Source organism: Planctobacterium sp. AWH2_060, from assembly GCF_056158425.1.
The window spans coordinates 4749766-4763403 of record NZ_JBSWTG010000001.1; the positions used below are offsets into that span (position 1 = coordinate 4749766).

At 46.3% G+C, this 13638-nt stretch carries 10 protein-coding genes; 7 read left to right on the forward strand and 3 right to left on the reverse strand.

Annotated features, from left to right (window positions below; genetic code table 11):
* Positions 1-64 precede the first annotated feature (64 nt).
* The 5 genes from amt (at position 65) to ACXAD8_RS20450 (ending at position 7129) form a co-directional block, all read left to right on the forward strand.
* Positions 65-3115 (forward strand): ammonium transporter, encoded by a 3051-nt coding sequence (gene amt, locus ACXAD8_RS20430; RefSeq protein WP_475231945.1) that lies wholly within the window; start codon positions 65-67, stop codon positions 3113-3115.
* Between the two features lie 174 nt (positions 3116-3289).
* Entirely contained in the window at positions 3290-4543 is a 1254-nt protein-coding gene (locus tag ACXAD8_RS20435) for an HlyD family secretion protein (protein WP_475231947.1), read from the forward strand.
* A complete protein-coding gene (locus ACXAD8_RS20440) occupies positions 4540-6699 on the forward strand; it encodes a peptidase domain-containing ABC transporter (RefSeq protein WP_475231949.1) in 2160 nt (719 codons plus the stop codon). The genes ACXAD8_RS20435 and ACXAD8_RS20440 overlap by 4 nt, the downstream gene beginning before the upstream one ends.
* Before the next feature lie 39 nt (positions 6700-6738).
* Entirely contained in the window at positions 6739-6966 is a 228-nt protein-coding gene (locus ACXAD8_RS20445) for a response regulator transcription factor (RefSeq protein WP_475231951.1), read from the forward strand.
* A 28-nt stretch (positions 6967-6994) separates the two neighbouring features.
* The gene (locus ACXAD8_RS20450) at positions 6995-7129 is read left to right on the forward strand and encodes a hypothetical protein (protein ID WP_475231953.1); all 135 of its coding nucleotides are present in this window, start codon (positions 6995-6997) and stop codon (positions 7127-7129) included.
* Positions 7130-7426: 297 nt separating this feature from the next.
* Here ACXAD8_RS20450 and ACXAD8_RS20455 read toward each other — a convergent pair whose 3' ends face one another.
* Both ACXAD8_RS20455 and ACXAD8_RS20460 read right to left on the reverse strand, forming a co-directional pair.
* Positions 7427-8368 (reverse strand): nucleoside hydrolase, encoded by a 942-nt coding sequence (locus tag ACXAD8_RS20455; protein WP_475231955.1) that lies wholly within the window; start codon positions 8366-8368, stop codon positions 7427-7429.
* A gap of 83 nt (positions 8369-8451) precedes the next feature.
* On the reverse strand, positions 8452-10416 hold the full coding sequence (locus ACXAD8_RS20460; protein WP_475231957.1) for a methyl-accepting chemotaxis protein: 1965 nt from the start codon (positions 10414-10416) through the stop codon (positions 8452-8454).
* 274 nt (positions 10417-10690) lie between these two features.
* Here ACXAD8_RS20460 and ACXAD8_RS20465 point away from each other — a divergent pair, with 274 nt between their 5' ends.
* Positions 10691-11815 carry a beta-ketoacyl-ACP synthase III gene (locus ACXAD8_RS20465; RefSeq protein WP_475233039.1) on the forward strand — a complete coding sequence of 375 codons (1125 nt, stop codon included), beginning with the start codon at positions 10691-10693 and terminating at the stop codon, positions 11813-11815.
* Positions 11816-11862: 47 nt separating this feature from the next.
* Here the strand turns inward: ACXAD8_RS20465 and argR are convergent, their stop codons facing one another.
* On the reverse strand, positions 11863-12324 hold the full coding sequence (argR, locus tag ACXAD8_RS20470) for a transcriptional regulator ArgR (RefSeq protein ID WP_475231959.1): 462 nt from the start codon (positions 12322-12324) through the stop codon (positions 11863-11865).
* A 265-nt stretch (positions 12325-12589) separates the two neighbouring features.
* On the opposite strand from argR, the gene mdh reads away from it, so the two are divergent.
* Entirely contained in the window at positions 12590-13525 is a 936-nt protein-coding gene (gene mdh / locus ACXAD8_RS20475) for a malate dehydrogenase (protein ID WP_475231961.1), read from the forward strand.
* Positions 13526-13638 lie beyond the last annotated feature (113 nt).

Sequence of the window (13638 nt, forward strand, 5' to 3'; positions counted from 1 at the left end):
AGTTTGTTTCGGCTCACTTCTTGCTGTTGTTTAGATTCTCAAAAAAGCAACACAGGAATCACCCATGGATTTTTTTTGGCTGATTGCCAGTGCAATGCTGGTGTTTTTGATGCAGGCAGGCTTTTTATGCCTGGAAACCGGGAAAATACGTAGCAAGAACAGCATCAACGTCGCTGCCAAGAACCTCTCTGACCTCATTGTTGCCTCAGTGGTATTTTGGTTATTTGGTTTTGGTTTGATGTTCGGTGACTCATTATGGGGCATTGTGGGTACCACTGAGCTTCTTTTTGGTGCGCATAGCTCAGCCTGGCAAATGAGCTTCTTCTTATTTCAGTTGATGTTTTGTGGCACGGCGGCAACACTTTTATCGGGTGCCGTGGCTGAACGTATGTCTTATCGTGGCTATATTTTGGTCACGCTCATTTTATGTTGTTTTATTTATCCTGTCGTGGGGCATTGGGCATGGGCATCGGCGTTTAACGAAGAAAATCTGGGCTGGTTGCAGAAACTGGGGTTTGTTGATTTTGCCGGTTCCACAATTGTACATTCTGTGGGCGGTTGGATTGCCCTGGCAGCGGTTATTGTGATTGGCCCCAGGATAGGTCGCTTTGATAGCGGTAAAAAAATCCCGGTGGGTAGTAACCTGCCTTTGTCCGTGTTGGGTACCATCCTGATTTGGCTGGGATGGTTTGGGTTTAATGGTGGTTCCACACTGATCTTCAATGAAAGTGTACCTGGGGTGCTACTTAACACCTGTCTTGCGGCCGCCTGGGGCGGGGTGGCATCTGCCTCTATTTTCATGTGGCGTCACAAATTCGTAGATGTAACTTACATTCTCAACGGGGTCATTGCGGGATTAGTTTCTATTACCGCTTCGGCCCATGCTGTATCCGTGGCACAGGCGGCGCTGATTGGCGCTATGGGCGGTGTTTTATTGTATTTTGGTGCGCTGCTGATGGACCGTTTAAAGCTGGATGATGCCTTAAGTGTGGTGCCGGCGCACCTTATTGCCGGGATATGGGGTACCCTGTCCGTGGCCTTTTTTGGGGACTCTACGCTGCTGGCTACTGGTCTGGGTTTCTGGCAACAATTGTGGATTCAATGTTTGGGAATAATTAGCATTGGATTGTTTTGTTTTTCTACCAGTTTACTGTTCTTAAAAATCATCAATCGGATTGTTCCACTTCGGGTATCAGTTGAACAAGAATATCTGGGCATGAATATCAGTGAGCACAAAGCGTCTACGGAGCTAATTGACTTGTTAAGCGAAATGCAAACTCAGGAAAAGCAAGGCCAGTTTGAACAGTCAGTGGAAGAGGAGCCGTTTACCGAAGTGGGCCAAATTGCCCGACAATACAACCGGGTTATTAATCGCGTTCAAACGGAAATGGCCAAGCGTGATAACGCCATTGAGAACTTTCGTTCCAGTGAGAAACGCAAAAGTGCCATTTTAGATGCTTCGATGGACTGTATTATCACTATCGACCTGAAAGGCCATGTTATTGAATTTAACCCAGCGGCTGAAAGAACCTTCGGACAAATTAAAAGTCAGGTTGTGGGCAAAAGTTTTGTGCAGTTATTCGTCTTAGACGATACTCAGGCCCGGGTTGAAGATAGCCTTGCTCACAAATTTTCGGAGCCTGAAGGCTTATTACTAAATCGTCGTAATCGCATTGCATTGCGCCGTGTAACCGGTGAGATGTTTCCTGCGGAAATTACCATTACCAGCGCTTCACTTGGACTATTAAACGAAAGTGAATACACACTTCATGTGCGTGATATTACCCGCCAAACTCGTATGCAGGACAGATTACAGCAATTGGCATTTACCGACCCTCTTACTGGCCTGTACAACCGAACCTATTTGATGGACGCCCTGCAACAACATCTGGAAGGTGACAATGCCGCTGGCCCGGATTTGGCATTATTCTTTTTAGATTTGGATCGCTTCAAACAAATCAATGACACCTTGGGCCATAAAGCTGGCGATCATTTACTCAAAGAAGTGGCTTCACGGCTTACAGAGGTCACCAGAGATTCTGATATTGTAGCCAGGTGGGGCGGAGATGAATTTGTAGTGATGATGACGGGTATTAGTAGTCCGTCAACTGTGGAGAGTATTGCCGATAAAATACTTACGATTATGCGCAAACCAGTGAAGTTACAGGATAAAGAACTTAAGATCCTTACCAGCATTGGGGTCGCACTTAATAATACTTCACCGGAATCTGCCGAAGCCTTGATCCAACATGCAGATATTGCAATGTATTACGCCAAAGAAGCGGGCAGAGATAATTGCAAAGTGTTCATACCCGAAATGGCGGAAAGTGCTTCAGAGCAATTTTTCTTCGGACAGGCATTGCGCAGTGCGCTAAATTATCCAGAGCAATTTCATATTTTGTATCAGCCCAAAGTGAATATGCAACAGCGAGTTGTGGGTGCTGAAGCGTTGTTGCGCTGGTATATACCTGATAAGGGGCCCGTTAGCCCAGCCACATTTATCCCCATAGCAGAACAACAAGATATCATAATCCAACTGGAAGAAATGGTTTTTCAGATGGTGTTCCAGCAACTCAGTGAATGGCGAAAGCAAGGCAAAACCTTGTTACCGGTTGCTATTAATTTGTCCGGTAAACATTTGGTTTCCGGTAATCTGTTGCCCTTGATTACGCGATTGATAAAAGAATATGAAATCAGTGGTGAATTACTGGAAATAGAAGTCACCGAAGGTGTATTTTTAACGGATACACAAGGTTGCTCTGAGGTGCTTCGGTCATTAAAACAGTTAGATATTAAAGTGGCTATTGATGACTTTGGCACCGGTTATTCTTCGTTGAGTTACCTGAAAAACCTGCCTTTAGATATTCTTAAAATTGATCGTTCTTTTGTTGAAGAAAGTGCCAACTCCTCCGAGGGGCAGAAAATATGCTCCACCATTATTAATTTAGCTGAAAGCCTGGAACTGGAAACCATTGCTGAAGGCGTCGAAACCGAGGGACAGTTTCGCTTTTTACAGAGCAAAGGTTGCCGATGTTTTCAGGGTTATTACTTTTACAAACCCTTACCGCCCGGTGAATTTCTCTCCTTATTGGAGGATACCCGGCAGCGAGCCTGAAGGGCAACGTGGCCTTTACTGACCATTGTTCATTAACTTTTCCTCTGAACTTTTCCCATTTTTACTATTGTTCATCTCACAATTTAAAGTGCGATTGTGTGCATTGCGCCAGGATTAGTTCAACCGAGGCACAAGCTGTTGTGCTTAAACGCATTTGCAATTTGGATGGAGAACATGAAAGGAAGTTTGTTCCGCAAGGAAGCACTGGAAGGTCAGAAGCACCGATTACATGGAAACGTATTGGTTGTGCCTTCCATCAAATTATCCGTGATTGCCCTTGCGATAACTCTGTGGGTGTTGGCGATTATGGTTTGGCTATTTCACAGTGAATACGCACGCAAAGAAACGGTTCAGGGCTGGCTAGAGCCAGAGAAGGGGGTGATACGAGTTTTTGCTGAGTCTGCCAGTGGCAAGATTAAACGCATCTTGGTGAAAGACGGTGACTACGTAGAACAGGGACAAGCACTGATTCTGGTTAATGGTGACAGGGTGTTGCAGGATGGCAGCAGTCTGGAGGAGCAATTGCTCACAGAGTACCAGAAACAAAAAGCGGCATTGACCCAGCAGATGACCCGCAATTCGCAAATCTATTTCCATCGAATGCAGGATGCCAAAGCAAAAATAGCTTCTATAGACCAGGAAATTTTGCAACTGGAGCATCAACTGGCATTGATGCAGCAACGCCATAAACTGGTTAAGGAGCGCCTTGAAAGCAGTCATGAGGTGAGGCGTCGAGGGCATATCTCTAAGTACGATTACAGCACAGTATTGGCAGAAGAGTTATCTTTACAAAGTGATATTGCCGGGCTGAAGCGCCAGTTATTAAATCAACAGAACAGTCGTCGCTCACTGGAATCTGAGCTGCGCATTTATCCTCAGGAAGAACAAAATAGTCTGGCGCAAATCCAAACTCAGCTTAGTGACGTGGCTAAGAATATTGCTCAGTTACACGGACAGCGGGCACATATCATCAAGGCTACCCAGAGTGGCTTTGTATCTAATATTCAGGTTAACCAGGGGCAATACACCAAAACCAATATGCCACTGCTGACAATCGTACCTGCTGATTCCACCATTCAGGCGAGGTTGTTAGTACCGGTACGTGCAGCGGGTTTTTTGCAACCGGGACAGAATATCGAAATGCGCTATGACGCCTTTCCCTATCAAAAGTTCGGGCTGCACAGCGGCACCGTTCTGGAAATATCTAAAGCGGCAATATTGCCTGACGAAATTAACGATACTGCGGTAGAGGTGCGGGAACCGGTGTTTATTGTTCTGGCGGCGCTAGACAAGAACTGGGTACAGGCATTTGGGCAGAAATTGGTATTAAAACCTGGTATGACCCTCACCGCAGATATTCAGTTAGCTGATCGCACTCTGATTGAGTGGTTGTTAGAGCCGCTGTATAGCATCAAAGGGAGATTATGATGACGACTCAAGCCCTGAATTTTAATACCCGGCCAGAATCACTGTTAAATTTTGGCGGCGCTAAGCGCCTGCCCATGATTTTACAAACCGAAGCGGCAGAATGCGGCCTGGCGTGTCTGGCCATGGTGGCCGGTTTTCACGGTCTGGAAACTGACCTGACTACCCTGCGTCGGAAATACTCGATTTCTGCTCAAGGAGCTACCTTAAAGCAAATCATGGCCATTGCAGGGCACATGAATCTGACCAGCCGGGCGTTAAAACTGGAAATAGAGCACCTGTCGCAATTGCAAACTCCCTGTATTTTGCATTGGGAAATGAAACATTTTGTGGTGTTAAAACAGGTGCAGGGCAATAAGGTGGTGATCCACGATCCCGGGGTAGGGGAAAGGCACCTGTTTCTGGATGAAGTCAGCCAGTGTTTTACCGGAGTGGCTTTGGAGTTACTACCTTCTTCGCAATTTACCCCAGGTGTAGAAAAAAACAAACTGCGCTTTGAGCAGTTTTGGTCAAATATCAACGGCCTGAAGCGCAGCCTGGGCCTGTTAATATTACTTAGCCTGCTATTGCAGGTATTCGCAATAGTAAGTCCTTACTATATGCAAACGGTTGTGGATGATGTACTGATGCGTTCCGACACCAATTTGCTCAGCGTACTGGCTATCGGTTTTGGTTTATTGCTGCTGATCGAAGCCGGTACATCGTTACTGCGGCAAGTTGTGGTGCTCAACTTATCTAATCGACTTAACATGCAAATGAGCGCCAATGTGTTCCACCACTTGATCCGCTTGCCCATGGACTACTTTATCAAGCGCCATATGGGAGATGTGATATCCCGATTTGGCTCCCTCAATAATATCCGGGAATTAATGACCAATGGCATAGTGTCGGTGTTTATTGATGGCGTGATGGCACTGATCACGCTAGTGGTGATGTTTGTTTATGACCCGAAACTGACATTTATTGTATTGGCTGTAGTCACACTTTACGCGTTGCTCAGGGTGTTGTTGTATCGTCCGGTGCGCCGTTTATCAGAAGAGCATATTGTCGCTACAGCAAAAGAAAACTCGCATTTTATGGAGTCGGTCAGGGCCATTCAGACGATTAAACTGTTCGACAAGGAATCAGACCGTCAAAACCAGTGGCAAAACTATCTGGCGGAATCTATCAATAAAGGCATCCGCATTAGCAAATGGCAAATCGGTTTTGATACTGCCAACAAAATACTGTTCGGCCTGGAAAATATTCTGATCATCTATTTTGCCGCCACCGCAGTGATGGGCAATTTGATGTCGGTGGGCATGTTGTATGCCTTTATGAGTTACAAGAATCGCTTTATCGGCGCTATGGATACCCTTATCAGTAAAGCGATTGAGTTTAAGATGCTGGATTTGCATTTCGAGCGTCTGGCCGATGTGGTTTACAGCGATAAAGATCCCGCCTGTTCACTTGCAGAAACTGATCTTGCCCCGGGGGTTGCTGAAAGCTCGTTACAGGGGCATTTAATGGTTACCGATCTGAGTTACAGCTACAGCGAACTGGAAACGCCCATTTTGCAGTCCATCAACATGCAGGTAGAAGCGGGCGAGACGGTGGCCATTGTAGGTGCCAGTGGCAGCGGCAAAAGTACCTTATTGCGCTGCCTGATGGGACTGAGCCAACCAACCGGAGGCAGCATAGAAGTGGACGGCAAGCCGATATCTCAATGGCCCGATTATCGCCAGCAAATTTCTGGGGTGTTGCAGGACGATCAACTACTCAGCGGCTCTATTGCGGATAACATCGCCTGTTTTGAATCGCAGATTGATTACGAAAAGGTGGTGTTATGCGCGCAATTGGCCTGTATTCACGAAGAAGTTATGCAAACCGCCATGCAATACAACACTCTGGTAGGCGATATGGGAGCCAGTCTCAGTGGTGGCCAGAAACAGCGGATATTGTTAGCCAGAGCTTTTTATCGCCATCCCAAAATCCTGTTTATGGATGAGGCCACCAGTCATCTGGATGTAGACAACGAATCCCGAATTAACGCTCATATCAAGCAACTGAACATGACCAGAGTAATTATTGCCCATCGGCCGGAAACCATCAAAACCGCTGATCGCGTATACGCCTTAAGCGAAGGGCGCATGCACGAGTTACCGGCTGAAAGACACTAACCGAACCTAAGGTTAAAACCGAAGTGAAGGAGAAAGACCATGCAAAGCGAACCGATAATTCCCGATTTATCAAAACGCGAACACCAGGTAATGGAATATGTGGTGATGGGGTTATCCAACAAGTTAATTGCCCGAAAGATGTTTTTAACCGAGCGCACTATTAAGTTTCATTGCAGCAATATTTATCGCAAGCTGCAGATAAAAAATCGCGCCTCGCTGGTGGTGTTTGCGCAGGAGCACGAACTACGCCAAACGCAGGCAGCCTGAAATATTGTTTAACCTACAGGAAGTAATCATGAGTGAATTGGAATCAAGGGAGCTAGAACGTGTACAAGGCGGCAGCAGTATTCCGACCCCAGAAAGGATGTATCTGCAGGGCTATTGGCAACTGCTGAAAGGGCTTAATACGCCGGGGCAGCAGGAACCCTGACAGGGTTCCCACAACCGGGATTTCTATACCCAAACTACCTCAAGATGCCTGCTTCAGAGCTATCACAGCGCTTTCAGTACAAGGCGCACTTGAGAAGGAATGTCGGCTACCTTTCAAACAAGTGCAACACCGTAATGGAGGTGCTGTGAAGCTCCCGAAGGGCGGGGCCTAAAAGCATTTATGCTGCGTCAAATTGTATCGACGTGAGAACAACCATGCCATCTCCAATTTACCTTGCCTAAATCCTTTTATTCGCCCGCTGAAGTCGAGTATCTTGAGGTAGTTTGGGTATAAGGGTTATATCTGGTACTGTAACTGACGCACCAGGTAGTCGATGACAGCTTGACGCTTGGCCTGCATGGCAACTCTTACCAGGTTGCCATTCTCGTCGCGGTAGGTATTGCCCTCGGAAGGCTCATTGGTGCGCACTGACAGGCGAATATCCTGCCAGTCGATAACATCATCGCCAAGCCCCAGGCAACAGGTGGCCATGACATCCCAAAGGTAATAAGTAAACTCATACGTGGGAATTGAAGCCACTGTGCAGGCCCAAAACTGCCCGGCCAGCTCTACTAAAGGATAGGAGCGATAGGCGGATAAGTCTTTTAAGAAAGCCATACTGATGGGCAGACAATTGGTGGCATCAAGGGGCATTAACCACAGCGGAGCGCCAGATCTTAGCAGACTGTCAGCGGCGGGCGCATCCCAATAAACATTCCATTCAGCACTGCCATCGTGGTTGTAGTTGGCCACGTTACCCTTGGTATCAATGGCGCCACCCATCCAGATGACTTTTTGCAATTTATTGACGCAATCTGGAGCGTTTTCCAATGCTTTGGCAAGGTTGCTACAGGGGCCAGTCATTAATACCGTGATAGGTTCATTGCTTTCCTGCAGTGCTTTTTGCATGTATTCATGGGCAGGTAACTTAGTGACTAGTGACCAGTCATCATCACAGCTCAACATGGTGGGTAAGGCATTTACCATTTTAGGCTGAGCGCGCCAATCGTAATGAAATGGGTTAATACCGTGCAGGTTACCCTGAGCGACAACGACGTCCTTGCGACCAAATAGATCCAATATTTTTAAGGTACTTTTAGTGGCATCGGTTAAAAAGCAATCGGCAGGTGTGACACATACCGCTTTCAGATCCACATGTTCCATGGTTAACAGCAGCATCAGTGACAACAGGTCATCTACGCCGCCATCATGGTCAAAAATAACTGGGATTTTTTTCATTGGTGTTTCCATTTTTACAGCTTTGTTTTTTATTATGCACTAAAAAAGGGGCCTAAGCCCCTTGTTGTGTGAAAGGTTTTGTTTTACTTGACCTTAAATTTACCCACCAGACCGTTAAGCTCGCTAGATAAATGCATCAGCTCTTTGGCGTTGCTGGCCAGCGTGTCGCTGGAGTTGGCAATACCAGTTACTGAGTTACCAATTTCAGCAATATTATTATCGATTTGCTGTGAACTCTGATTTTGCACTTCCGCAGAGTTGGCGATTTCGTCCAGTCGGGTGCGAATTTGTGCCACTGCTTTGCTGATATCTTCAAATGACTGATTGGCGTGGGTGGACTGTGAGGTTGCTTGCTCCGACTGCTCCAGACTGGAACTCATTTTGCCGGATACAAAGCGGGTTTTATCCACCAGGTTGTTCAGCATGGTGTCGATTTCTTCGGTGGCATCATGCGAACGCTTCGCAAGGGTGCGAACTTCATCAGCTACCACCGCAAAACCACGGCCTTGCTCACCGGCACGAGCAGCCTCGATAGCCGCATTTAGAGCAAGTAAGTTGGTTTGTTCGGCGATACCGCGAATAACGCTCAGAATTTGGGTAATGTTGCTGCTCTCATTTTCCAATTCTTTCATGGCTGAGGCAGATTCACTGATGGTACTGCTTAAACGGCTGACATCCTTCACCATAGCACCGATTATCTGAGTACCTTCTTTTGCCGAGGTTTCAGCATTCGAGACCATCTCCAGAGTATTGGCGCAGTTGGTAGCGACTTCCTGGGATGTTTGCGCCATGGCAGAGGTGCCGTGGGAAGAGTCTTCGATGGCTTTTTCCTGTTCGTGACTGGCGTCTTTTATATTTTCAACAATGTGGCCAATTTGCTTAGATTTGTCGGCTAGTAGCTGGGAGTCGTCTTTGATGTCCTGTACCAGACTGCGGATAGAATCCAGAAATTGGTTGAACCAACGTGCCAGATCACCGGTTTCATCTTTTGAGTTAACCGATAGTCTTTGGGTCAGATCGCCCTGACCACTGGCTATGTCTTTTAAGCCCTTCGACACCACCGAAATGGGGGAAACCAGTCTTTTGGCTTGCCAGACACCTAAAAATACAAAGCCTGCCACCATAAAGGCGGCTAACACAGTGATAAGAACGGTCATGGCGACAGTTGGAGCCAGGATTTCACTGCTGTCGATAATACCGATAAAGTGCCATTTTAGAGTGGGTGAGTAATAAGTGGTTACCTGAACATCAGAGTCTAAGTGTTCAGTTGTAAAGTTTGAAGACGCACTGCTTCGCAGACGTTTTGCCAGCTCTTCGTAAAAGGGCGATGCAATGTCACCGACCTTTTTAAAGTTGTTGCGCGGTGTTTTAGAATCCGCCAGTACCACACCATTGTCATCCACCAATACCAGGTAACCGGATTCCCCCAGTTTTATGGATTTCACGATATCTGTGAGTGTGGTCAGTGATACGTCCATCGACTGCACACCAATAGCACGACCGGCATCATCACTGATGGAATACATAACCGACACCATTGGGCCACCTGTTACACCCTGATAAGCGTCGGTAATGCCGGCTTGATTAGGATTGCTCATACCCTGTTGATACCAGGGGCGTTTTCTGGGGTCATAGCCACCAATTTTTTCCGCCGGATATTGAATAAATCCGCCAAGTGGTGTGCCCAGATAGACATATAACAATTCTTCGTGGGTGGTGCCAAACTGTCGATACAAGTCGAAGATTTCTGCTTCCATCGGATGGGCATTGAGCGGGTCCATCATGCGTTCTTCGTTAAAATAGGTGCTGGTTTCTGCCGGAACCGATTTTACCAGCGGATGAGCCGCCAGAAATTTTGCATTGGATTTCACCTGTTCGAAAAACAGTTTGAAACTGTTGTCTATTTGGCGAATTTCGTTTTGAGTTGCCGTGATAAAGTTTTGTTTTGATTGGCTGGTAGTCTTGGAAATACTAACAATAGCGATAATTAACGTCGGCAAAATCACCGAAACGGCTATAGCCACTATTAGCTTTTGTTGCATCTTCATAGGCGTTCATTCTGTCTTATTGTTATAAATTTTATGAAACATTCATGGAACACACTGAGCTTGTAGGGTAGTGCTCATTGTCACGAACCTTTCACATAAATGTACCTTATCATCGGCTGAATAGGTAGATTGATGATAAATAAAACACAAAATTATTAAAAAATACCGAATAGCTATTCAACAGTTTAGTTTACAGCGCTGCAGAATGCAGGGTTGTGAATGACATTTTGTTTATGAGTGGTTAAGCTAGAGGTGGTTTTTTAAAAGGCAAAAGATAATGACCCAGGTTGTAATCAGTGGTTCAGGATTATGGACCCCGGAATTTAGTATCAGCAACGAAGAGCTGGTAGACAGCTACAATCAGTATGCTGACAAATATAACGAAGAAAATAGCGCGCAAATCGACAGCGGCGAACTGGCAGCAAAACCTCATTCCAGCGCTGAGTTTATCTACAAAGCATCCGGTATTAAGAGCCGTTACGTGTACACCAAAGAAGGCATTTTGGATGTGGACCATATGCGTCCAACGATTCCGGAGCGAGGTGAAGACGAGCTTTCTAATCAGGCTGAGATTGGTGTGTTAGCGGCTAAACAGGCTCTGGAAGCAGCAGGTCGCAAAGCACAAGATGTGGATGCGGTTATCGTGTCCTGTGCCTATACGCAACGCGCTTATCCGGCTATTGCCATCGAAATCCAGGAAGCACTGGGCATCGAAGGTTTCGGGTTTGACATGTTAGTCGCTTGTTCGGCCGGTACCTTTGCCTTGCACAGAGCTTGGGAAATGGTGAAAGCGGGTACTGCACGCTCGGTATTGGTTATCAACCCGGAATTGGTTTCTCCACAGCTGAACTTCTGTGATCGCGACAGTCACTTTATCTTCGGTGACGTTGCTACCGCGATGCTGGTGGAAGCGCAGGATTACAGCGTTTCTGAAAATCAATACGAGATCTTAAGTACCTCTGCGAAAACTAAATACTCTTCCAATATTCGCTCTAACTTTGGATACATGAGCCGGGCAAATGATGTTGATGCGTTTGGCACTGACAAGTTGTTCCATCAGGAAGGTCGCAAGGTATTTAAAGAAGTATGCCCTATGGCGGCTGAGCACATTTTAAATCACATGAGCCAGCACAATTTAACGGCGAATGATGTTAAGCGCTGGTGGTTGCATCAGGCTAATATCAACATGAATATGTTGATTGCCAAGAAAATACTAGGCCGGGATGCTAATCCCACTGAAGCGCCAGTAGTGCTGGACCGTTATGCCAATACTGCATCAGCAGGTTCGTTGATAGCCTTTAATCTTCATCAGGAAGATATGCAATCCGGGGATTATGGCGTGCTCTGTTCTTTTGGTGCAGGGTATTCCATCGGAAGCCTGGTAGTGCAAAAGCGCTAATTTACGCTTTATCAAAAAAGCCCGCTTTCGCGGGCTTTTTAGTTTTACTAAACAGTTTCAAATAGATCTTCGACCTTTTGCCGAATTTCCTCGATATGCTCCACTGAAGCTGGTGCAATAAATATAGTGTCGTCACCGGCAATGGTGCCCAGTACTCCATCAGAACGGCCCAGTGAGTCTAGCAAGCGAGCAATCAGCTGTGCAGCGCCAGGCGTGGTGCGAATGATGATCATGACACCATTGTGCTCAACATCTAAAACCAGCTGTTTCAAAGGGCTTTTTGCCGTTGGCATACCCAGTTCCGGCGGCAAGCAATAGACCATATCACCTTTGGCATTACGCGCCCGGACAGCGCCAAACTTGCTCAGCATGCGAGAAACTTTCGACTGGCTGATATTGGCAAATCCCATACTTTTCAGGACTTCAACAATTTCGCCCTGGGAACCGTAAGATTCTGCCTTTAAAACCTCTTTAAATGCCTTAATTTCTTCTTCTTGCTTGCTGGTCATTCATCTCTCTGATTGCATTTACATAATAATTCACTATTTTGCCGACTTGTTATAAGAAAGTAAACGTTACATGTTATGGCTTCTGTGTATTGATTTTGCGAAAAATACCCATACACTGCATAACTGGAAAATTTACACATCCGTCCTCTTTGTTATCCAGTTAGCGATATCGGGAAGACAGCTCGCAGCCTGGTGATGATGAATAGTCTGGCTATTCTTGATTCAGGTTAAAAGCGCGACAATTTGCACTTCATAGGAGAATAAAATGAAAGTAGCAGTTTTAGGTGCTGCCGGTGGTATTGGTCAGGCATTATCCCTTCTTTTGAAAACTCAATTACCCGCAGGTTCTGAATTATCTTTGTACGATGTAGCGCCAGTAGTTCCAGGTGTAGCAGTAGATTTAAGCCATATCCCTACCGATGTTAAAGTTAAGGGCTTTGGTAAAGACGATTTAAGCGCGGCACTTAAAGGCTGCGACATTGTATTGATCCCAGCTGGAGTACCAAGAAAGCCAGGTATGGATCGCTCTGATCTGTTCAACATCAATGCTGGTATCGTTCGCAACCTGGTTGACGCCATCGCGGATACTTGCCCTGAAGCTTGCATCGGTATTATCACTAACCCGGTAAACACGACAGTTGCTATTGCTGCTGAAGCACTGAAGAAAAAAGGCGTATACAACAAGAACAAATTGTTCGGTGTAACCACGCTAGACGTAATCCGCGCTGAAACTTTTGTTGCTGAACTGAAAGGTTTGAGCCCAGAAGCGATTCACGTACCGGTTATTGGTGGTCACTCTGGTACGACTATTTTACCTCTGTTGTCTCAGGTAGACGGCGTAGACTTCACTGACGAAGAGGTTGCGGCGCTGACAACTCGTATCCAGAATGCAGGTACTGAAGTTGTAGAAGCTAAAGCGGGCGGTGGTTCAGCAACCTTGTCTATGGGCCAGGCAGCTGCACGTTTCTGTTTGTCTCTGGTTGAGGCGATGCAAGGTCAGAACGTAGTTGAGTACACGTACGTTGAAACCAACAGCGATGACGCAGAGTTCTTCGCACATCCTGTCAGATTAGGTCCAGCAGGTGTTGAAGAAATTCTGCCTTATGGTGAATTAAGCGCGTTTGAGCAAAAAGCCAAAGACGACATGCTGGAAGGCCTGCGTGGCGACATTAAACTGGGTCAGGATTTCGTTAACGGTTAATCTCTGATATCGGTGAACTAAAAGCCAGTGCCATGCACTGGCTTTTTTATTTGAGTTGCCACAGGGATAACAAATTCGCTAAAATTGGTAAAAATTATTTACAAGGATGCATT

Excerpts from the sequence above, each read along its gene's own strand:
- argR (WP_475231959.1), bottom strand. The coding sequence starts at position 12,324 with ATGACCAGCAAGCAAGAAGAAGAAATTAAGGCATTTAAAGAGGTTTTA.
- ACXAD8_RS20455 (WP_475231955.1), bottom strand. The coding sequence starts at position 8,368 with ATGAAAAAAATCCCAGTTATTTTTGACCATGATGGCGGCGTAGATGAC.
- ACXAD8_RS20435 (WP_475231947.1), top strand. The coding sequence starts at position 3,290 with ATGAAAGGAAGTTTGTTCCGCAAGGAAGCACTGGAAGGTCAGAAGCAC.
- ACXAD8_RS20445 (WP_475231951.1), top strand. The coding sequence starts at position 6,739 with ATGCAAAGCGAACCGATAATTCCCGATTTATCAAAACGCGAACACCAG.
- mdh (WP_475231961.1), top strand. The coding sequence starts at position 12,590 with ATGAAAGTAGCAGTTTTAGGTGCTGCCGGTGGTATTGGTCAGGCATTA.
- amt (WP_475231945.1), top strand. The coding sequence starts at position 65 with ATGGATTTTTTTTGGCTGATTGCCAGTGCAATGCTGGTGTTTTTGATG.
- ACXAD8_RS20440 (WP_475231949.1), top strand. The coding sequence starts at position 4,540 with ATGATGACGACTCAAGCCCTGAATTTTAATACCCGGCCAGAATCACTG.
- ACXAD8_RS20460 (WP_475231957.1), bottom strand. The coding sequence starts at position 10,416 with ATGAAGATGCAACAAAAGCTAATAGTGGCTATAGCCGTTTCGGTGATT.
- ACXAD8_RS20450 (WP_475231953.1), top strand. The coding sequence starts at position 6,995 with ATGAGTGAATTGGAATCAAGGGAGCTAGAACGTGTACAAGGCGGCAGC.